This is a genomic window from Pseudoalteromonas sp. TAE79 (assembly GCF_000498015.1).
GTDB lineage: Bacteria > Pseudomonadota > Gammaproteobacteria > Enterobacterales > Alteromonadaceae > Pseudoalteromonas.
Window position 1 is genome coordinate 1 of record NZ_AUTL01000106.1, and the last position, 21,856, is coordinate 21,856.

Here is a 21,856-nt window from a genome sequence, read left to right on the forward strand (position 1 = left end):
TCAAACAAGATTTGAAGATCTGATCATGACATTGAGATTTAGTTCAAAAAAATCCCCGCTAATTTCTTAGCAGGGATTTGTGTATAAGAGACAGCCAATTGGCGCCTTTATTGAAATCTTATTAGCTAAAGCAATTTGCTTTTATAAGATCAGTGATTATTTGTTGTGATGGTTTTATTTTTTCCAACGCTAAAAACTCATCAGGCTGATGCGCTTGGTTAATTGAGCCTGGGCCCATTACGATTGTTTCACAACCGAGTTGCTGGATAAACGGCGCTTCAGTGCAATAATTTACTGCGACCGCTTTTTGCCCCGCTATTTTTTCAGCCATTTTAACTAAAGCACTGTCGGTGCTACCACTAAATGCCGGGATTGGTTCATGTAAATCAATAACGCTCACCGCATTTGGGTATTGCTGATTTATCTCTTTTGTTACATCAAGCACTAATGCTTGTAGTTCTTGTACACTTAAACCTGGTAATGGGCGCATATCTATATGCATTTCACAGCAACCACAAATTCTATTCGCATTATCGCCACCATGAATATTACCTAAGTTTAATGTTGGATAAGGAATTTTAAAGTGATTTATTGAATACTTATGCTTTAATTGCTCTTTTAAGATCATCAATTTTGTAATCACTTTATGCATTACTTCAATGGCGTTAAGGCCACGTTCGGGATCTGAGCTATGCCCAGAGCGACCAACCACTCTTATTGCTGTACTCATATGGCCCTTGTGCATAAATACTGGCGTCATATCAGTAGGTTCGCCAATTATACAGCGTGCAGGTTTTAAATTAGGGTGCTTACATATTTGCTGTGCACCTGCCATAGTTGTTTCTTCATCGGCAGTGGCGAGTATTAAAATAGGTTGAGTTTGCTGCTTTTCATCAAGTTCACTAATCGCTTGTAATACAAAAGCAAAAAAACCTTTCATATCAATGCTTCCTAGCCCGTACAATTTATTGTCTAGTTCGGTAAGTTTAAACGGATTGTGGTTCCAGCGGCTGTCATCAAAAGGCACTGTATCCGTGTGGCCCGCAAGCATTAACCCGCCATCGCCTTTTCCACGCTTTGCTAATAAATTAAAGCGGCCTTTACCTCCTTCTAATTCAATAATTTCACATGTAAAACCGAGTGTTTCGCACCACCTCGCAAGGAGTTCAATTACGTTTTTATTGCTCATACACAAGCTGTCTTCAATTGCACTAATAGAAGGGGCTGCAATCAATTGTTGATACATAGAAATAAACGAAGGCAAAGGCATAAAAAAATCCAAAATTATTATTCAATTTAATTGCATAACAATATAAAAGTATTTATGATGAATATCAATTCACTTTTTAAGCATAAATATATTAAAGTAAAGCTATGAAAATAATGCGACGATAATCTACAAATTCATTAAATTAAGTCTTAATTTAGCGTCTTAGCTAGTTTAAGCGAACAACATATATATTTAGCAGTAAATTTTAAAATAACGAGTAATCAATGAATGTAGTTATTATTGGCGCAAGCGGTTATAGCGGCGCAGAGTTAGCAAGCTTAGTTGCTAATCATCCAAACCTTACCTTAACAGGCTGTTATGTATCTGAGGGTAGCTTAGATAAAAATAAATTACTAAGTGATTTATACCCAGAGCACCTTGGCTTACTAGATTGTCCTTTACTTCCTCTTAGTGCATCAGCTTTTGATGACATTCAAAGTGATGCTGATTATGTATGCTTATGTACCGATCACAAAGTAAGTGTTGATTTAGCGCCTCAATTTTTAGCTATGGGTAAAAAAGTATTTGATTTATCTGGTGGCTATCGCCTAGCAAATAATGATGATTACGTTACTTACTATGGTTTTGAGCATCAACACCCAGAGCTTTTAAATGAAGCGGCTTACGGTTTAGCAGAGTGGAACCATGATGCTATCGCTAACGCAAAGCTAATTGCTGTTGCAGGCTGTTACCCAACAGCGGCGCTCAATGCACTTAAACCGCTTAAACAAGCAGGCTTATTGAGCAGCGAAAGTATTATTATTAATGCCGTTTCGGGTGTTACGGGTGCCGGGCGTAAAGCGAGTGTAGGAACACATTTTTGTGAGGTATCGCTTGCACCTTATGGTTTGTTTAACCATCGCCACGGTCCTGAAATTGAACAACACCTTGGCCACAAAGTATTATTTACACCGCATCTAGGTAGCTTTGCGCGCGGTATTTTAGAAACTATTTATGTACAACTTAAGCCAGGCGTTACCAAGGAAAACGTTGCATCTGCTTATCAAGTGCTTGCTAACGAACCATTAATTCGTTTGTTAGGCGATAAAATACCGTCAATTAAAGGTGTTGCTAAGCAACCATTTGTTGATATTGGTTGGCAGCAACAAGGCACGCAGTTAATTGTAATGTCTGCCATTGATAACTTATTAAAAGGCGCTGCTGGACAAGCTTTGCAGTGTATTAATATTTCTATGAATTTAGATCACACTACGGGCTTAAAAGGAGCGTTTTAAATGAGTAAAAAAACGTGGGTTATTAAACTCGGTGGTGCAGTACTTAATACAGAAAATGCAGCAAAAGCGTTATTTGACGTGCTAAGCGAGCAAAAAAATGATGAGTTTGTCATTGTTCATGGCGGTGGTTCTTTAGTAGATACATGGCTAAAGCAAGCGGGTTTTGCTAGTGCTAAACACCAAGGTTTACGTATTAGTCCAGCAGAGCAAATGCCTTATATAGTGGGTGCGCTTGCAGGTTGCGCTAATAAACAATTAATGACTCAAGCTATAAGCGCAGGGCATAAGCCTGTCGGCTTAAGTCTTTTTGAGGCGGGTGTGACTGCAACCCAAAAATTAAAAGCGCTTTGCTTAGTAGGTAAATGCACAAGTAACGACGATTCTATCATCAATGATTTACTTAGAATTTCTCGTTTACCTATTGTTAGCTCTATCGGCTTTGATGAACAAGGCTTGTGGTACAACGTAAATGCAGATGAAGCTGCAGCGGCTATTGCCAGTAATTTAAATGCAGAACTAATTTTTATGACGGATGTAGAAGCGGTACTTGACGCAAATAAACAACCGTTACATCAACTTGACACAAAACACATTGATACTTTAATTACAAATGGAGTAATTGTGGGCGGGATGGAGGTCAAAGTTAAGACCAGCCTTCACGCTGCCCAACATTTACGACGCGGTGTGTATATTTCCAGCTGGCAAAAGCCAGAAAATTTAACTGCTCTGCTACAAGGCGAGCATGTCGGAACTAAGATTACACCATAGGTTTATTATGTTTGAGAATTTTTTAACGGGTTTAGAGTTAGACCAAGAAGGCGCACTTAATTTATTAAAGTTAGCGCAAGATATAAAAGCAAAACCAGAAAAATACAGCAATGTATTAGCGGGAAAATCAATCGTAACATTGTTTGAAAAACAAAGTTTACGTACTCGCTTATCGTTTGATATAGGTATTAACCGCCTTGGTGGCCATGCAGTTTATTTAGATCAGCAAAATGGCGCTATGGGTGCACGTGAATCAATTAAAGATTTCGCACTTAATATTTCTACTTGGGCTGATGGTATTGTGGCACGCGTAAATCAGCACAGCACATTAACTACATTAGGTGAATACGCATCAGTACCGGTAGTAAATAGTTTGTGTGATTTATACCACCCATGCCAAGCTCTTGCTGATTTTTTAACGCTTCAAGAAGTTCACGGCGATGTGAGCGAGCTTAAAGTGGCTTACTTAGGTGAGGGCAACAATGTAACTCATTCATTAATGCTTTTAGCGGCAACGCTTGGCACTGATTTTGTTGCTGTAACGCCAAAAGGCAGCTCGCCTGATTCGCAAATCCTTAAAAAGGCAGAGCAAATAGCGGCAATGAATGGCGCATCAGTGATGGTAAGTGACCGTGTTGAAGCGGCTGTTGGTGCAAACGTTGTATATGCAGATACTTGGGTATCGATGGGTGATACAACACCGCTTGAGCAAGTTAAAGAAAAATATATGCCTTATCAATTAAATCAGGCATTGCTAGATCAAACAGGTGCAACTACGGTATTACATTGCCAACCGGCACACCGTGAATTTGAAATTACCTCTGAGGTAATGGATGGTCCAGCATCGAAAATTATTCAACAAGCAGAGAATCGCATGCACGCGCAAAATGCTTTGCTAGTTACATTACTAAATCCAAATTTTGTTAAGGAACACCTATGAGTTCAATTAAAAAAGTCGTTTTAGCCTATTCAGGTGGTCTTGATACATCGGCTATCGTGCCATGGTTAAAAGAAAACTACGGTTGTGAAGTTGTTGCGTTTGTAGCGGATGTAGGTCAAGGCGCAGAAGAACTTGAAGGCGTAGAAGCTAAAGCAATCGCTTCAGGTGCTTCAGAATGTTACGTAGTTGATTTAAAAGATGAAATGGTAAGTGATTACATTTATCCAACACTTAAAACGGGCTCGATTTACGAAGGTACTTATTTACTAGGTACGTCTATGGCGCGTCCTATTATTGCTAAAGCACAAGTTGAAATTGCACGTAAAGTAGGTGCTGATGCACTTTCTCATGGTTGTACTGGTAAAGGTAATGACCAAGTTCGTTTTGAATCATGTTTTGCAGCCCTTGCTCCAGATTTAAAAGTAATTGCGCCATGGCGTGAGTGGGACTTATCGAGTCGTGAATCATTACTTGATTACTTAGCAGAGCGTGACATTCCGTGTTCAGCATCTGCTACAAAAATTTATAGCCGTGATGCTAACGCTTGGCATATTTCGCACGAAGGTGGTGAGCTTGAAGATCCATGGTGCCAACCAACTGAGCAAGTATGGACTTGGACTAACTCTCCAGAGCAAGCACCAGATAAATCAGAACTAGTAACATTAAAAGTTGTTGAAGGCGAAGTGGTTGCTGTAAATGGCGAAGAACTTAAACCATATGACTGTTTAGTTAAATTAAACGATATTGCATCGCCTCATGGCGTTGGACGTGTTGATATTGTAGAAAACCGTTTAGTAGGTATGAAGTCACGCGGTTGTTATGAAACACCAGGTGGCACAGTAATTATGGCTGNAAGCCGTAAGTGGAAAGAAGTACTCGGTGGTGAGTTTTCACATTTAGTATACGACGGCCGTTGGTTTACACCACTTAAAGATTCTATTTTAGCCGGTGCAGAAGCACTTTCTAAAGTGGCAACAGGTGAAGTGGTACTTAAGCTATATAAAGGTCAAGTAACTGCGGTTCAAAAGCAATCACCAAATAGCTTATACAGCGAAGCATTTGCTACATTTGGCGAAGATGATGTATATGACCAGTCACACGCTGAAGGCTTTATTCGTTTATTCTCGCTTTCAAGCAGAATTTCAGCATTGGCTAAAAAGTAAATTATTTATAGCCCCTTATAAAAGGGGCATTACAGGGTTTGGAGAGATTTCATGGCATTATGGGGCGGACGTTTTTCTACGGGTCCAGATGAGGCGTTTAAGCAATTTAACGACTCTCTTCCCTTTGACTACCAGTTAGCAGAGCAAGATATTATTGGCTCTGTGGCATGGGCTGGTGCACTTGAACAGGTAAATGTACTTTCAAGTGATGAGCATACAAAATTAGTTGCTGCATTAAATGAGCTACTTGAAGAAGTTAAAGCTGATCCACAATCAGTTGCTACTTCAGGTGCAGAAGACATTCATTCACATGTTGAAGCTGCTCTAATTGAAAAAGTAGGTGATTTAGCTAAAAAATTACATACAGGCCGAAGCCGTAATGACCAAGTTGCCACCGATTTTAGACTATGGTGCCGTGATACAGCCGATCATTTACTAGATGCCATTGCACAGCTAAAAGGCGAGTTTGTAGCGCTTGCAGAGCGTGAGCTTGGCACAATATTACCAGGTTACACGCATTTACAGCGCGCACAACCAGTATTGTTTAGCCACTGGTGTATGGCGTATGTAGAAATGCTAGAGCGCGATGAAAGCCGCCTGCAAGATGCTAAAGCGCGCATGAATTTTTGCCCATTAGGCAGTGGTGCATTAGCAGGTACAGCTTATCCGATTGATCGCCAAGCATTAGCCCACGGATTAGGTTTTACAGCGGCTACAAAAAATAGCCTTGATGGCGTATCTGATCGTGACTTCGTGTTAGATCTTTTAAGTTGTGCGTCTATTTCGATGGTTCACTTATCTCGTATGTCTGAAGATTTGATTTTTTATAATTCGGGTGAAGCCGGATTTATAGAGCTTGCTGATAACGTCACGTCAGGCTCATCGCTCATGCCTCAGAAAAAAAATCCTGATGCACTCGAGCTTATTCGCGGTAAAACCGGACGTGTATTTGGTGCATTTAGCGCCATGATGATGACATTAAAGGCGCTGCCACTTGCATACAATAAAGATATGCAAGAAGACAAAGAAGGCCTGTTCGACGCTATGCCAACATGGCTTGCATGTATTCATATGGCGCAAGCATGTATTAAAGGCGTTAAAGTAAACGGCGATAAGACACTTGCTGCAGCAAAAGGAGGGCATGCAAATGCCACCGAACTTGCTGATTACTTAGTTGCTAAAGGTGTGCCATTTAGAGAAGGGCATCACATTGTAGGTGTACTTGTACAGCTTGCGATTAGCGAAGGTAAAACGCTTGAGGAGCTATCACTTGAGCAGTACAAATCAGTAAACACTGTATTTGAAGACGATGTTTACCCAGTACTTGAAATTGATGCGTGTATAAAAGCGCGTCAAGCGCTTGGTGGGACGTCTATTGAGCAAGTAACTAATGCTGTTAAAGAAGCCAAAAAAAAACAGCAAATAACGGTACGTGATGCAAATTTAGATGATGTAGAGGCAATAGCCACACTTATACAGCATTGGGCAACGGTAGGCGAAAACCTACCTCGTGCAAAAAGCGATATGGTGCACTCTATTAACGAGTTTGCAGTTACTGAAATAAATGGAAAAGTGTCGGGCTGTGCATCGTTATACATTTACGATACCGGCCTTGCTGAAATACGCTCATTGGGTATAGACCCAAAAAGTAAAGTGACGGGGCAGGGTAGACAGCTTGTAGAGCACCTACTTGCTAAAGCCAAAAAATTGGCACTTAACCGAGTTATTGTATTGACCCGTGTACCCGATTTTTTTGAACAACAACGTTTTACTTTTTGTAGCAAAGACTCTTTGCCTGAAAAAGTAATGAAAGATTGTGAACTTTGCCTTCGTAAAGAAAATTGTGACGAAGTAGCAATGGAATATATTTTGAAGCTAAGTACACGTGCGGAGATCCCGTGTAAATACGTAGCTTAAACTCCCTGGATACAAAAAACGTACGGTTATCCCTGTGCGTTTTTTTATATTTGCAGTAAACTGGTCGGAGTTGTTTGGTTGGGTTATATTTTTTGAGTGAATTTTAATGTGTCAAAAAAAGTTGGCACATTGATTGCTATGTATAAGATAGATAGCAAAATAGCTATCACTGCTTAAAACAGGTAATGCATTTATCTACATAATAATGTGGTTAAAAGTTGCACCAAATATAATTAAAACTTTTACAAGGATCAATCACATGCAAGTTTCAGCTAATAGCCAATTACAAATGCAAGCATACAACAAAACACAACAATTAAAGCCTGCAATGGAACAAACTGCTAGCCCTAAAACCCTGCAATCTGATACAGTGAGTATCTCTCAAGAGGCTATGAGTGCTGCGAGTACTGATTTACAGCGTGGTGGTTCATTACTTTCTGGTGGGACTGGTTCTCGCCCAAAATAGTTATATAGGTATTCGATGTTTTTATTTGAGCTGTTTGGTCTTTTTTCACTATCAGCCTTGGTTATGTGGGCTTTTTTGATGGCATTCTTTTTTAACATTTTTGTTTATAGTTTAGGTGTTAAAAGAAATACGACTTTACTAATCAGCTCATTTATTATGATGGTTTCTTATTCTGCAACTGATTATCTTTATACCTGGATATCATATTACAATACAACTTATTTTGATTGGGCTATACATGATGCTATTACTATTGCTAGTTTAATAATTGCTTATAGTGTAGTAAAGCGTTCTAGTACTTCTCTCTTATATTTAGTTACAGGTCTTTCCATAAATATGATTCTTGTGTTATTTATGCATTTAGATGTTTATATTTATGGTAATCAAGAGCCTTGGATTCTATGGGATATTTATCTTTATAGTGTAAATGTAATAGACTTAACAATGGTTGTCGCGTTAATTGTTGATAGAGACTTTCTCGGTCTTCATAAATTAAAAAATAAAACTCTCAACTACTTCAAGTCAAACGATATCCATAAAGTAACCTAGTTTAAAATGTACGTTACTGAAGCCCTAATGGATTATGTAGAAGCTTTCTCTCAATGGGGCTTTTTAATGGCCTTCTTATACTGTTTAGCCTCCAGTATAAATAAAGAAAATAAATCCTCGGTTTATTTATCTGCGCTTATGCTCTGCTCATATTTTTCTAGTGGTTATATAAACTTATTAGAAAGTTTATATTTAAACTGGGCGCTTTATGATTTTATTACAATTTTAGCTCTATTAACTTTACAGTACTTCAAAGTGCTCCAACGTTCTGCAGCTTTTCACTTCATCATCTTTGCGTTAATAATAAATGCTGTGCTCACCTTAATATTACATTACGATTTATACGTCTTATATAACTATGAGCCTTGGTGGTATTGGAGTGTTTATTCAATAGGCATAAATACTATAGATGTCCTTATGATGCTCTCGCTGATACTTAACAAAAATTTTTTAAGCTTAATAAAACTAAGCCCCCTTATAACTATAAAATCTACAAGGTCACCCAATGCTTGATTTTTTATGGAAGCTGGCTGGTTTATATGACTATATAACTATTTTTACTACATGGTTCTTTGTACTCGCTTTCTTATATAACTTATCCACAAGTATTAACAAACACGATAAAGGCTGTGCTCAATTAGCTTTCATTATGATGATATCTTATACATCAAGTATTTTTATGGACCCACAGAGTGAAACACCTCACCTAACTCTTTTTTTATTTGATGTAGTGACCATTGTATTTTTGATTTTGTGGCGAATTTTTTTTAGTAAAACTATACCTATTGCGTTTTATTACCTTATTACAGGGTTAAGTTTTAATGCATTCGTTTTCTATGGCATGCATTACGATAGCATTATTTTAGGTAATTTAGACTATTGGTGGTTCTGGGCAGTCTACGTAATTGGACAAATTACTTCTGATTTAATAATGGTTTTGGTTCTTGCTACTAATAAGGATCTATTGGGTTTAATTAGGTTAAAACATTACTTGAGTCGTCTTAAAAAGCACATGCAACAATGAAGGCTTAGTAAAATGGAAGAACTATTTTGGCAATTAAATTCAGTAAACGAATATTTTGGAATATTTATTACATGGCTTTTTGTTTTTGCTTTTTTATTCACTTTATCAGCTGCTATTAATAAGCAAGATAAAAGCCGAGTTCACCTTTCTTTTATTATGATGGCTTCGTATACATTTAGTTTGTTTATGGACATAACTACTGCGGCTCCGCATTTAAAGTTATTTTTATTTGATGTACTAACAATTGCCGTTATTTTTATGTGGCGTATTTTTTTAGGTCGTAAAATACCGTACGGATTTTATTATCTTATTGTAGGGCTTGCTATCAATGCCTCACTGTTTATGGGTATGTATATTGATAATACGCTTTATGGCAATTGGGGTTTTTGGTGGTTGTGGATGCTGTATGGTTTTCTTATGCCTGTTATTGATATCACTATGGCGCTAATACTAATTATTAATAAAGATTTGCTAAAACTTGTTTGGTTAATTGAAAAATTAAAATCATCATCTATACAAAAGCCGAATTAGCGCATACAAGTTATGTGCTAATTCGGGAAAGTGTTATTGGGCACCACAGCCCAGTTTAGTTTTTAGAGCTTTAACAATTACAGGGTTTACAAACTCGCTTACGTCACCATTATGGCGAGCGACTTCTTTAACGAGTGTTGATGAAATAAATGAATTTCGCTCGGCGGGTGTTAAAAATACACTTTCTAAGTCGGGGTTCAGGCGGCGGTTCATGTTAGCTAATTGAAATTCATAGTCAAAATCAGATACAGCTCTAATACCGCGAATAAGCACATTAGCATTGTGCTCGCGCGCAAGGTCAGCCAATAAACCAGAAAAACCAATCACCTTAACATTATCTATGTGGCTTAAAATAGAGTTTGCAAGCTCAACACGTTCTTCAAGGTTAAAGCAGGGTTTTTTACTTGGGTTATTAGCTACCGCAACTAATACAGTATCAAACATTTTAGCTGCACGTTGAATAAGGTCTGTGTGCCCATTAGTTAGTGGATCAAAGGTGCCAGGGTAAATTGCAATAACTTTCATAATGTTCACTATTTATTATTTTAGCGCTAGTTTAACAGTGTTTATGCCACAAAGCAGCCTAGCTAAAAAAGCATATAAACACTTACTTTTAATAAACAGGTCAGTCCATGGTGGGAGTGTTTTAATGATTCATATTTGTTTATACTGTTTACCTCTTTTGAGTGTAATGTAGCCTATAGATAATTTGAGTATTAGCATATGAATACCAAGGATAAAATAATACACACCAGTATTTTGTTGTTTAACGAAAATGGTGAGCGTGCAATAACGACAAATCATATTGCATCAAACTTAGGGATGAGCCCGGGTAATCTTTATTATCATTTTAAAAATAAAGAAGACATTATCCGTCATATTTTTGCGCTGTATCGCGATCATTTAAATACTCACTTTAAACCTATTAATAAAGATGATGATGCATTTAATCATTTAACGGCTTACCTAGATTCGTTATTTGAGCTGATGTGGCGCTATCATTTTTTTTACGATAATCTCGGGGATATTCTCTCTAGAGATGCTGATTTAAAACAAGCTTATATTGATTTTCAGTTAGAGTTGTTAGAGCAAGTTCGTAAAATTATTTTAGGACTTCGCGACAGTGAAATGATTGCTATTGATGAGCAAGATGTCATTGATTTAGCACATACACTAAAGCTAACGGTTAGTTTTTGGACGCCTTATATTAAAGCCCGTAGGCCAAGTGGTACGCTTGCTGAGCAAGATATATATCATGGCATTTTAAAAGTACTTACATTATTTAGAGCGTACAGTACCGATAAAAGCATTGATAAAATGAACCTGCTACGTGAAAAATATACTGAATTAGCGCAACAAGCCCCAACAGTAGTTTAATCGATAGTAATAGGCTGTTTCCTAGGCGCTGAATTTTTTGCTATAATCCCGCGCCAAATGCCTGGGAGCGCGAATTCCCGCAGTCTAAGAGTGAACTATGCTTAAATTTATCGTCAAACTACATCCTGAAATAGCCATTAAAAGCCGTTCGGTCCGTAAACGCTTTACTAAAGTGTTAGAAAATAACATTAAAATTGTATTGCGCCGTGTTGACGAAAAAGTACAAGTAAGAAATAACTGGGATAACATTTCAGTTGTTACAAAACTTGAAGACGCACAAGTTCGTCTTGATTTTATCGATAGCCTTAAACGCATCCCTGGCATTGTTCAATTTATTGAAGTAACCGAAACACAATTCGAAACTCTTGATGATATCTACCAAAAAACAATAGCGTTAGTTGGTCATACTATTGTAGGTAAAACCTTTTGTGTTCGTGCAAAGCGTATAGGTCAACACGACTTTACCTCAACTGATTTAGAGCGTTATGTTGGTGGTGGATTAAATCAACATATCGAAGGCGCAAGCGTAAAGCTTAGCCGCCCAGAAGTAACAATACGCTTAGAAGTAAAAGATGATAAAGCTTACATTGTTTCGCAAACACATTTTGGTATGGCTGGTTTTCCGCTGCCAACGCAAGAAGATGTGCTTTCGCTTATGTCGGGTGGTTTTGACTCTGGCGTAGCAAGTTACCAAATGATTCGTAAAGGCGCGCGCACACACTTTTTATTCTTTAATCTAGGTGGCGCAGCGCACGAAATTGGCGTTAAGCAAGCAAGCTACTACTTATGGAAAAAATACAGCTCTACACATAAAGTTAAATTTGTAACGGTTGATTTTGAACCTGTTGTTGCTGAAATTTTAGAAAACGTTGAAAACAGCCAAATGGGTGTTGTACTTAAACGTATGATGATGCGCGCAGGGAGTGTGGTTGCGCAAAAGTTAAACATTCAAGCACTTGTTACTGGCGAAAGTATTGGCCAAGTATCTAGTCAAACATTAGCGAATTTAAGCGTGATTGACCGTGTTACTGAAACGCTTATTTTACGCCCGCTTATTCAACACGATAAGCAAGAAATTATTAATATTGCTCGTCAAATTGGTACGGCCGAAATGGCAGAAACAATGCCTGAATACTGTGGTGTTATTTCTAAAAAGCCAACGGTTAAAGCCAAAATAGACGTTATTCTTGGTGAAGAAGAAAAGTTCGACTTTGATGTACTTGATACCGTTGTAAACAACGCACGTATAATGGACGTGCGTGATATTGACGTAGAAGCCAAACAAGAACTTAAAGAAGCTGAATCGGTTGCTGATTTGCCTGTAGGCTCTGTGGTAGTTGATATTCGCTCACCAGAGGAAGAAGAAGCTGCACCGCTTGCAATCGACGGTGTTGAAGTGGTTCATTTACCGTTCTTCCGTCTGGCGACTAAGTTTGGTGATTTACCAAAAGACACCGACTACTATTTATATTGTGATAGAGGCGTAATGAGCCAACTACAGGCACTTATGCTGCACGAACAAGGCTTTGAAACTGTAAAAGTTTACCGCCCATAAGGTTTGTCGTCTTAAAGTTAAGAATTAATATAAGCGTGGTTTATACCACGCTTTTTTTTGCCTGAATTTTGACAAACAACTCATCGTTGTAAGGTGTAGGAATACCGTGAAGTTTACCTTGTTGGCTAATATAGCCACATATAGCTGATATTTCAGTTTCTCTGCAATGCGCGACGTCTTGCTGCATTGAAGAGTAATTGTCAGACGTTAATTCCATTATTTTATAAGCGGTATTAAGTGCTTTAATCAATGGGATATTAAGCCCTTGTACGTTTGCTATATTGCATGCTTCAGTGAGTGCATTAAAAATTATAGCGTTGTACTTAGGTGCGCGTAACTCACCATTTTTTACATTACTTAAAGCGCTTAATGGGTTAATGGCAATATTTACGAGTAGTTTTTCAAAACGAAGCTGCTGAATGTTATTAGTAAACTTTAGGCTGGGTATTACTTTAAAAATATCAGCTATTGGCGCGCTATTTTGAAAAGCTAATTCATTACAAGTACCAATAACACTTTGTCCCTCACCAGTGTGCTGCACAATGTATTGGTTTGATTTAAAGCCCGCTATGCTTGTCGTTAAAAAGTAGAGTGCTTGGTGAGTGCTTAGCTGGCTATTTACCTCATCAACATTACCCATGCCGTTATGCGAAAGTACAACAGAGCAATGACTTGGTAGAAGAGGCTTTATTTGCGTAAATGCATCAAGTACTTGAAAGGCTTTAACGGTAAATAAAACAACATCAAATTCAACCGCTTTATTTAGCTGATTTAATGCAATAAATTGTGCGTCAATTTTTTTAGATGCACCCTTACCTCGACTATAAAAGCGGGTATTTGTTGGGCTTTTGCGAGTTAAAACACTGACATTATGCGACGCACTTAGAAAATGACTAAGTAACAAGCCAATAGCACCATCGCCGATAATTAAAATATTAGCCATATGGGTTCTTTTTTCGAGGTGTAAAAATTACTCTAAGTAAAAAGTAGCTTGCGGCACCTGCAAAATCAGCAAAAAAATCACCGAGTGATGCTTGCCTATATGGAAGTGCGTCTTGCATTATTTCTATAGAGGCGCCATAACCTGCCANATGGCTAGTATAAAAAAAATCCCAAAATGGGCGACTTTATCAACATGAGGAAATAAATTTACAACGCCACCTTTTATTTCTTTGGCAAATAAAAAGGTAAAAGCTACTATGCTGATTAAAAAAATTGCTTGATAAACACGCCTTGTCACGACAAATCCTAAAATCGCTTAAAAAAGAGGCGCAAGTATATCAAACTAATTTAATATCGCACCTGAACAAGATGCAGAAAAATGTAAAGATTTATAATTTTAGCGTTATAATTACCACATAAAATTAAGATTAAATAGTTAGGAGCAAACCAATGCCTTCATTTGATATTGTATCTGAAGTAGAAATGAACGAAGCTAAAAACGCAGTTGATAATGCAAATCGCGAGCTAGAGACTCGCTTTGACTTTAGAGGCGTTGATGCATCTATTGAGCTAAATGACAAAACAATTAAGCTTAAAGCTGAAGCAGACTCTCAGGTTATGCAATTATTTGATATTTTAGCTAACAAAATATCTAAGCGTGGTATGGATGTATCAAGCTTAGAGCTTCAAGATATTACCCGTGCAGGTAAAAATGTATTTCGTAACGTTGGCTTAAAGCAGGGTATCGAAAAGGACATGGCTAAAAAAGTAGTTAAAGCCATTAAAGACTCTAAAGTTAAAGTTCAAGCTGCTATTCAAGGCGAAGAAGTACGTGTAACGGGTAAAAAACGTGACGATCTTCAAGAGGCTATGCAAGTAGTGCGTAGTGCTGAGCTAGGTCAGCCTTTTCAGTTTAAAAATTTCCGCGATTAATCAATAAATAGTTTTAAATTAAGCATGCTTTAATCTGTTTATACTCACAGACAGATTGAAGCTACTTACTCTTTTTAAATATCTCACTATTATCCCTCTTTGCTGCCTAGATACTCCCGTATGTATTAATCTTCTTTTTGATATTTAAGCTATTATATTTAATCACATGCAATTGAGTACTTCACACTAGAAGGTATTAAAATGAAACGTCATCAATTATTTTTGTTATTTGTTTTGCTTACATTTACCAAACCAAGCTTATCAAAAACAGTTGATATTGATGTACTGGTTGAAGATGGCTACTTTCCCATTATTATTAATGCGCAAAAAAAGCAGGGTTTTGCTCCTGAGTTTATTAAGATTTTAAACGGCGCACAGCAGGAGTTTAACTTCCTACTTAAGTCTCTACCTGTAAAAAGGCTTGCTTTGTCAGTTGAAAAAAATAATTTTGATGTTTTATTTTTAATGGCACTGCAATGGATCCCACAATCAGCGCAAGGGAATATTAAAAAAACCGAATTTTATACCATTACCAAAAATGAGCTTTATACGCTTAAAGAAAATACAAATGAGCAAGCTTACTTTGACGACATTACGTCATTAACAAAGGTTGGGGTATTGGGGTACTCGTATCAATTTGCTGGATTTAATACAGATGCCGAATTTTTAAGTGAGGAACATCAGGTAAGTTTAACCATTGATGAATTCAATGTGGTTAAAATGCTGCTATTAAAGCGCGCGGAAGTAGGTGTTTTAAATAATATTGCTTACCAATATTTTAAAAATAAAAATACTTTTAATATGGATTTACTCTATAAAAGTAACGTACCAGATGCCGTTTATAAAACGCACTTTTTAGTTAACTCTAAATCAAATAAGATCACTAGTAATAAAATGGATGAAATACTAAGCTTACCTACTGCACAAATACAACTTAAGAAGCTACTTGATAAATATGGAGTTTCTTCAAACTATACTAGCCCCCAACTGCATTTTAAAGGTTTTTAGCTGTATAGACGTCCATTGACATTTGTAAACAAAATACTCACAATAGCGACATATTTTCAAGGTGCTTGCTAGCCACTTCATGTAATGATTTTTTTAGCAGGATAATCGGGAAGTTGGTGCGTTTTCATGATGACTACAAGCCCAACACTGCCCCCGCAACGGTAAAGTATTGCATATTTTGATGTGCTTACTGAGTCCGGAGACCGGCCTTGATGCAATCTTACTTACTTAAATCTTTGCGGTGGGCAAAGGTAGGGGACATCATGTTAAACAAAACAACTTTAGGCGTTGCTATTTCTGCTGCGCTTTCATTTTCTGTGTCTGGCGCAGAGCAATCAATTGAAAAAATAACCGTTACAGCTAATAAATTTGAGCAATCAATCAATGACGTTTTAGCAAGTGTAAATGTTATTGAGCGTGCAGAAATAGAAGCAAGCAACGTACGCGATTTACCCTCTCTTTTAAATACAGTTGTTGGTCTTGATATTGTAAGTAATGGGGGCTTTGGGCAAAAAGCGGATGTATTTGTACGTGGCGCGTCGGCAAAATACACATTGGTTTTGGTGGATGGTGTTAGGATAAGTGATGCGACTTCGGGTAGTGTGTCGCTTACTAATATCCCTGTTAATAGCATTGAACGTATCGAAGTTATCAAAGGTGCTCGCGCGGCCATTTATGGTTCAGATGCAATCGCAGGGGTTATTAACATCATTACTCGTGATGCAATTAATAATACTTTATCTGCAACATTTGGTAGCAATAGTTACTCAAACTATCAGCTAGCAGGTGGGGTAGCTAAAGATGCGTTGAGCTTTAAATACAATGCAGGTTATGAAGAAACAGATGGCTTTGATGTTACTGAAAAAGACCCTACAGCTGCAATTACTAAAGATCATGATGATGATGGCTATAGAAATAAAAATATTGGTTTTAACTTAAGCTATCATACTGAAGATTTGGGTCAATTTAGCGCACAAGCACAGTATAGTGAAGGTGAGGGCGAATACGACTCGGCATACTCTAGCGACGCTTATGATTTTGAAAACTATATAGCTAAATTAGGTTGGGAAAAAAGCTCTCAAAATTATAATCAAGGTGTTTCAGTCAGTTTATCGCAAGAAGAAAATGAGCAAACAGGGACTGCAGTAAATACTTTTTATAGTACTGAACGTTTTGAAGCAGAATATCGTGGTCTATATACTTTAACTCAAACACTAGAATTAAGTGGCGGTGTTAATTTATTACAAGAAGATTTATCCGGTTCTACAGCAACTTCAGTACATGAAAAACGCGATAATAAAGCATTATTTATTGGTGCTTTTTATGACGATGACATATGGCTTGCTAGTGCTGTTATTAGAACCGATGATTACGATTACCACGGTCGCGCTAATACATACAGCACAGGTGTTGGTTATAAAGCTAATAAATATATTAGTGTTCGTGCAAGTCACGGTACAGCATTTAGAGCACCATCATTGGTGAACGCGTTTGTAACGAATAGCCTCTATTATGTAGGTAACAGCGATATTAAGCCCGAAGAGGCTGTCAATAATGAGCTGGGCATTACGCTTACAACAAAATGGGGTCGTTACGATATTACTATTTTTGATAATAATATTACAAACTTAATTGAAAACCAATATGACGCTAATTTGGGAAAATATGTACCTTCAAATGTTGCGCGTGTGTCTATGCAAGGGGTCGAAATTAGTGCTGAGTTTAGCGCATTAGGGTTTGAACATAACGCTAACTTAAGTTTTTTAGATACAGAAGATGAAACTACGGGTAAAGAGTTGGCGCGTCGTCCATCTGAAGCATTTAATTATACACTAACTAAAAATTGGGGACATTTTGACGCCAATCTAACCATGCTATATCGCTCATCTCGCGATTCAATTTCATACTACGATACAGAAATTGCAGCGTTTACTGTGTTTAATATTGCTGCTAACTATCAGCTTTTAGATAATCTAGCGCTACATGCACGTATTGAAAACTTAACTGATAAAGAGTACTTCACTGCGGGTATTGGCTTTGCCGCAAGTGGTGAGCTTTTAGGCTACAGCGCACCCAGCAGACAAGTATTTGCTGGGATTAGCTACCAGTTCTAAATTTATTATTTAGTTATTAAAAATACAAAAGCCCGATAAATTATCGGGCTTTTTGCCTTTTCTGTTTACTTTTAAGTTATACCAACCTGCATAGACCTCTAAACAGTTTAACGGATTAAATCACACGCTAACGTCGTTATAAATTTTTTATTTAGAACCACTGGATATAAAATTTTTGCCTAGTTAGAGCGCAATTTTATTATCGTTAAATAGCTTCTATACTTATGCTGATTGGTATTAATCAGTTAAAAACTCTTTAAATACGGTTTCAAACTTATGTAATTTAGGTGCTATTAAAATACTACAGTAACCCTGCTGTGGGTTTTCGTTATAGTAATCTTGATGATAATGCTCTGCTGGATAATACGTAGTGGCAGGGCTGACTTCTGTCACAATTGGCTCACTCACATGGCTTTGCAGTTGAGCTATCATTTCATTGGTTTGCTTTAGTTGGGCTTCATCGTGATAGTAAACAACGCTTCTGTACTGTGTGCCTATATCGTTACCTTGTCGATTCAGCTGTGTTGCATCATGCAAAGTGAAAAACATTGCCAGCAGTGTTTCAAAGCTAACGACAGTTGCGTCAAATTCAATCTTAACAACCTCAGCGTGCCCTGTTGTGCCAGAGCATACAGAATTATAGGTTGGGGCGTCGGTTTCGCCGCCTGTATAGCCAGAACTCACATCTAATACGCCATTTACACGTCTAAATGCAGCATCTATACACCAAAAACAGCCGCCACCAAATGTTGCTACTTGCGTTGTTGAGCTCATAAGTATTCCTAAAATGTATATGGAGTTTAAAGGCGAGCATAAATTGTATGCGCCGCAACAACAAGGTTACGGCGCAATAAAGAGATTAGATCTCTTCGAAAGGTTTTTCAGCAGCTTGTTTATTCAGCTTTTGTTGTAAAAACTCAGGTGACTGAGTATTTCTCGACAGAGCATAATACGCAGCAGGTACAACAAAAAGAGTCAGCAGGGTAGATACAATAACCCCTGTAAACACAACTACACCAATTACCATACGGCTTTCGGCGCCGGGGCCTGAGGCAAAAACCAAAGGAACAGAGCTCATAACGGTTGTTAGTGAGGTCATTATTATTGGGCGAAGGCGCTGGGTAGCTGCTTGTAGTATTGCTTCACTAAACTCAACGCCTTTATCGCGTAATTGGTTAGTAAATTCTACAATCAAAATACCATTTTTAGCACTTAAGCCTATGAGCATGACAATACCTATTTGGCTGTAAATATTTAAGGTAAGTCCTGTAGCCCAAAGCCCAAACATAGCGCCCATTAAACCAAGCGGTACGGTAAGCATAATTACAAACGGGTGCATAAAGCTTTCAAACTGCGCAGCAAGTACTAAAAAGGTAACGGTGAGTGCAAGTATAAATACGTAGGTCATCGCTGATGCGCCTTCGTAGTAAAGCTGCGATTCACCTTTGTAATCTACTGCGCCATCTATATCGTTTTCTTGCGCGGCTACCTCGTTTAAAAAGTTAAGCGCTTGCTCAAGTGTATAACCGTCGGCTAAGTTGGCGCTTAATGTAATTGCGCGCATACGGTTGTAACGGTTTAAGCGTGAGGCTGTTGCTTCTTCTTTTAAGCTGATAAGGCTATCAAGTGGTACTAGTTCACCGCTTCGTGATTTAAGGTATATATTTGAAATATCAGTAGGGTTGGTGAAATCTTCTTTAGTCCCTTTTAAAATCACATCGTATTCTTCACCGCGGTCAATAAAGGTTGTAACACGGCGCTGGCCAAGCATTGTTTCTAGTGTACGGCCTACATCAGATACCGACACGCCTAAATCGGCGGCTTTGTTTTTATCTATACTGACTAAAAACTGTGGGAAGGTTTCTTTATAATCATGATCGATTCTTACTAAACCAGGGTTTTGCTCAGCACGCTTTATTATACGGTCACGCCAATCGGCAAGTTGTGCATAGTCATTACCCTGCAGCACAAACTCAATTGGGCGAGATGAACCACCACCGCCAATACCACGGCGCATAATGGCAAATGCACGAACATCGGTAACTTCTTGCATTTTACCGCTTATTTCATCCATTACTTCCCACGTTGAGCGTTTGCGTTTATCCCAATCGGCCATACCCACAATCGCAACACCGCCGCTGCCACCCCAACCGGGTACTCGAACAAGTACGCGACTCAGTTCACCTGCTTGCGAATAAGGCATTAGGCGCTCTTCAATTTTAGCCATATTAGCGGCGTTATTTTCGTAACTTGCGCCTTCAGGGCCGCTCATCATAATAAAGAACGTGCCACGGTCTTCTTTTGGTGTTAGCTCAGAAGGAACTTGTAAAAACAACGAGTAACTAACAAAGCCAGCTAATAATAAGCTCACCATTAAGCCCCATTTTCGGGTTATGTTAGTGGAGAGTGAATTACGGTAACTTACTTCAATTTTAGTAAATTGACGGTCCATCCATTGGCTAAATTTATTTGGTTTGTCTGATACTTTAAGTACTTTAGAGCACAAAGCTGGTGCGAGAGTAAGTGCTGTAACACTTGAGAAAAATACGGCAGCACTTACCGCCATAGCAAACTCAGTAAATAATGCACCTATACGGCCATCCATAAATACTAATGGCACAAACACAGATATAAGTACAAGCGTGGTTGCTACTATGGCAAAACCTACTTCACGCGCGCCTCTAAATGCAGCTAGTAACGGCGGCTCACCCAATTCAATACGACGGTGAATATTTTCAAGCATTACAATGGCATCATCTACTACTAAACCAATGGCCAGTACTAAGGCAAGTAAAGTTAGTAAGTTAATTGAGTAGCCCATTGCCAACAAAAACATAAAGCTACCAACAAGTGCGACCGGTACGGTGACCGCAGGAATAAGCGTTGCTCGTATATTGCCTAAAAACAAAAATATAACGAGTACGACTAAACCCATAGAGATGGCAAGTGTGCTGTAAACTTCATTAATAGACTCTTTAATAAATACAGACGAATCGTAGCTGTCTTGAATTGTGGTACCTTCAGGTAGGTTTCGTTTGATTTTTTCAAGTTCGCTGCGTGCGTTATCTACTACGGTTAGTGTGTTTGCTTTAGCTTGTTTTACAATACCTAAGCCAATCATATTACGCCCGTTACCACGAAATAAGCTTTCGTCATCGGCAGCTTCTAAACGTACATCGGCAACTTCACCTAAACGTACTAAGTAACCTTCATCACCACGTTTAATTACCAGGTTTTTAAAATCGCGCTGATCTTTATAACTACGGGCAGTACGCACGGTAAAGTCACGATCTATAGATTCTATTTCGCCAGCAGGTAACTCAACGTTTTCTGTACGAAGTGTGTTTTCTATATCGCTTGAGGTAATACCCCGTGCGGCCATTGCTTGGCGGTTAAGCCAAATTTTCATGGCGTATTGGCGCTCACCACCAATACGCACGTTAGATACACCGTCTACTACGGCTAAACGGTCAACAATAAATCGCTGTGCGTAATCAGAGAGCTGTAACGAGTCCATTGTTTCGCTGTTTAATACAAACCATGCGATTGGGCTTTCATCACTATTTGATTTAGACACTTCTGGTGGGCGTACCTGATCAGGCAAGCTATCAAGTGCACGTGCTACACGTTCACGTACATCGTTAGATGCGGCATCTATATCGCGGTTAATATCAAACTCAATGGTAATGTTTGAGCGCCCATTACGGCTCGAAGAGTTAATACTTTTGATACCTTCAATACCGGAAATTCGATTTTCTATTATTTGCGTTATTTTTGTTTCTATTATTTCGGCAGAAGCACCTGTGTATTCAGTGCTGATATTTACTATTGGCGTTTCAATATCAGGGTATTCACGAAGTGGCAGCATAGTAAATGCAACCAGACCAAAAGTAAGAAGTAGTAAATTAATTACAATGGCAAAAACGGGGCGTTTAACGCTAGTATCAGTAATTTTCACGTATTACCCCTTTACGCTTACTTTACTACCAGAGCGAATTTTAATTAGCCCTTCAGTAACAATTTGCTCGCCATCATTTAAACCTTCATCGATAGCAACCCAGCCA

General features: G+C 38.3%; 20 protein-coding genes, 2 pseudogenes and 1 riboswitch (1 of these 23 cut by a window edge). Of the genes and pseudogenes, 15 read left to right on the forward strand and 7 right to left on the reverse strand.

The features are described 5' to 3' along the window. Window positions 1-121: 121 nt before the first annotated feature. Complete coding sequence (argE, locus tag L655_RS0105965) at window positions 122-1,270, reverse strand: acetylornithine deacetylase (RefSeq protein WP_024604423.1); 1,149 nt, start codon at window positions 1,268-1,270, stop codon at window positions 122-124. A 224-nt stretch (window positions 1,271-1,494) separates the two neighbouring features. Here argE and argC point away from each other — a divergent pair, with 224 nt between their 5' ends. From argC to L655_RS0106015, 10 genes are all read left to right on the forward strand, one after another. Then, window positions 1,495-2,505 (forward strand): N-acetyl-gamma-glutamyl-phosphate reductase, encoded by a 1,011-nt coding sequence (gene argC, locus L655_RS0105970; RefSeq protein ID WP_007581649.1) that lies wholly within the window; start codon window positions 1,495-1,497, stop codon window positions 2,503-2,505. After that, entirely contained in the window at window positions 2,506-3,273 is a 768-nt protein-coding gene (gene argB, locus L655_RS0105975; RefSeq protein WP_024604424.1) for an acetylglutamate kinase, read from the forward strand. Window positions 3,274-3,280: 7 nt separating this feature from the next. Next, window positions 3,281-4,213: an ornithine carbamoyltransferase gene (locus L655_RS0105980; protein ID WP_002958764.1), complete on the forward strand. Its 933-nt coding sequence runs from the start codon at window positions 3,281-3,283 to the stop codon at window positions 4,211-4,213. After that, window positions 4,210-5,376 carry an argininosuccinate synthase gene (locus L655_RS0105985; RefSeq protein WP_024604425.1) on the forward strand — a complete coding sequence of 389 codons (1,167 nt, stop codon included), beginning with the start codon at window positions 4,210-4,212 and terminating at the stop codon, window positions 5,374-5,376. Before L655_RS0105980 ends, L655_RS0105985 begins: the two co-directional genes overlap by 4 nt. Window positions 5,377-5,427: 51 nt before the next feature. Next, complete coding sequence (argH, locus tag L655_RS0105990) at window positions 5,428-7,293, forward strand: argininosuccinate lyase (protein WP_024604426.1); 1,866 nt, start codon at window positions 5,428-5,430, stop codon at window positions 7,291-7,293. A gap of 259 nt (window positions 7,294-7,552) precedes the next feature. Continuing rightward, on the forward strand, window positions 7,553-7,759 hold the full coding sequence (locus L655_RS0105995; RefSeq protein WP_024604427.1) for a hypothetical protein: 207 nt from the start codon (window positions 7,553-7,555) through the stop codon (window positions 7,757-7,759). A 15-nt stretch (window positions 7,760-7,774) separates the two neighbouring features. Continuing rightward, a complete protein-coding gene (locus L655_RS1000000127540) occupies window positions 7,775-8,308 on the forward strand; it encodes a hypothetical protein (protein ID WP_024604428.1) in 534 nt (177 codons plus the stop codon). Window positions 8,309-8,335: 27 nt separating this feature from the next. Continuing rightward, on the forward strand, window positions 8,336-8,821 hold the full coding sequence (locus tag L655_RS1000000127715) for a hypothetical protein (RefSeq protein WP_241764456.1): 486 nt from the start codon (window positions 8,336-8,338) through the stop codon (window positions 8,819-8,821). After that, window positions 8,814-9,332, forward strand: a complete 519-nt coding sequence (locus tag L655_RS0106010; RefSeq protein WP_024604430.1) for a hypothetical protein — start codon at window positions 8,814-8,816, stop codon at window positions 9,330-9,332. Before L655_RS1000000127715 ends, L655_RS0106010 begins: the two co-directional genes overlap by 8 nt. 12 nt (window positions 9,333-9,344) lie before the next feature. Next, complete coding sequence (locus L655_RS0106015; RefSeq protein WP_024604431.1) at window positions 9,345-9,863, forward strand: hypothetical protein; 519 nt, start codon at window positions 9,345-9,347, stop codon at window positions 9,861-9,863. A gap of 33 nt (window positions 9,864-9,896) precedes the next feature. Here the strand turns inward: L655_RS0106015 and coaD are convergent, their stop codons facing one another. After that, window positions 9,897-10,388, reverse strand: a complete 492-nt coding sequence (gene coaD, locus L655_RS0106020) for a pantetheine-phosphate adenylyltransferase (protein WP_024604432.1) — start codon at window positions 10,386-10,388, stop codon at window positions 9,897-9,899. Window positions 10,389-10,586: 198 nt separating this feature from the next. Here coaD and L655_RS0106025 point away from each other — a divergent pair, with 198 nt between their 5' ends. Next, window positions 10,587-11,240 carry a TetR/AcrR family transcriptional regulator gene (locus tag L655_RS0106025; RefSeq protein ID WP_007581663.1) on the forward strand — a complete coding sequence of 218 codons (654 nt, stop codon included), beginning with the start codon at window positions 10,587-10,589 and terminating at the stop codon, window positions 11,238-11,240. Between the two features lie 97 nt (window positions 11,241-11,337). Next, a complete protein-coding gene (gene thiI / locus L655_RS0106030) occupies window positions 11,338-12,795 on the forward strand; it encodes a tRNA uracil 4-sulfurtransferase ThiI (RefSeq protein ID WP_024604433.1) in 1,458 nt (485 codons plus the stop codon). Between the two features lie 40 nt (window positions 12,796-12,835). Here thiI and L655_RS0106035 read toward each other — a convergent pair whose 3' ends face one another. Together L655_RS0106035 and L655_RS1000000127720 are read right to left on the reverse strand one after the other, a co-directional pair. Continuing rightward, window positions 12,836-13,738 carry a 2-dehydropantoate 2-reductase gene (locus L655_RS0106035; protein WP_024604434.1) on the reverse strand — a complete coding sequence of 301 codons (903 nt, stop codon included), beginning with the start codon at window positions 13,736-13,738 and terminating at the stop codon, window positions 12,836-12,838. Beyond that, a pseudogene (locus tag L655_RS1000000127720) lies at window positions 13,731-14,035 on the reverse strand (hypothetical protein). The gene L655_RS0106035 and the pseudogene L655_RS1000000127720 overlap by 8 nt, the downstream one beginning before the upstream one ends. A gap of 152 nt (window positions 14,036-14,187) precedes the next feature. Here L655_RS1000000127720 and L655_RS0106045 point away from each other — a divergent pair. The 3 genes from L655_RS0106045 to L655_RS0106055 all read left to right on the forward strand — a co-directional run bounded on the left by L655_RS0106045 (window position 14,188) and on the right by L655_RS0106055 (window position 17,792). After that, window positions 14,188-14,670: a YajQ family cyclic di-GMP-binding protein gene (locus L655_RS0106045; protein WP_007377833.1), complete on the forward strand. Its 483-nt coding sequence runs from the start codon at window positions 14,188-14,190 to the stop codon at window positions 14,668-14,670. Between the two features lie 201 nt (window positions 14,671-14,871). Further along, window positions 14,872-15,678 (forward strand): hypothetical protein, encoded by an 807-nt coding sequence (locus L655_RS0106050; protein ID WP_024604435.1) that lies wholly within the window; start codon window positions 14,872-14,874, stop codon window positions 15,676-15,678. 42 nt (window positions 15,679-15,720) lie between these two features. Next, window positions 15,721-15,905: riboswitch (cobalamin riboswitch) on the forward strand. A 36-nt stretch (window positions 15,906-15,941) separates the two neighbouring features. After that, window positions 15,942-17,792, forward strand: a complete 1,851-nt coding sequence (locus L655_RS0106055; RefSeq protein ID WP_024604436.1) for a TonB-dependent receptor — start codon at window positions 15,942-15,944, stop codon at window positions 17,790-17,792. A gap of 237 nt (window positions 17,793-18,029) precedes the next feature. Here the strand turns inward: L655_RS0106055 and msrA are convergent, their stop codons facing one another. The 3 genes and pseudogenes from msrA to L655_RS01000000125195 all read right to left on the reverse strand — a co-directional run. Then, window positions 18,030-18,566, reverse strand: coding sequence for a peptide-methionine (S)-S-oxide reductase MsrA (gene msrA / locus L655_RS0106060; protein ID WP_024604437.1), 537 nt, complete (start codon window positions 18,564-18,566; stop codon window positions 18,030-18,032). Between the two features lie 85 nt (window positions 18,567-18,651). Beyond that, on the reverse strand, window positions 18,652-21,750 hold the full coding sequence (locus L655_RS0106065) for an efflux RND transporter permease subunit (protein ID WP_024604438.1): 3,099 nt from the start codon (window positions 21,748-21,750) through the stop codon (window positions 18,652-18,654). A 3-nt stretch (window positions 21,751-21,753) separates the two neighbouring features. Continuing rightward, window positions 21,754-21,856: pseudogene (locus tag L655_RS01000000125195) on the reverse strand (efflux RND transporter periplasmic adaptor subunit); it runs 927 nt beyond the window's last position.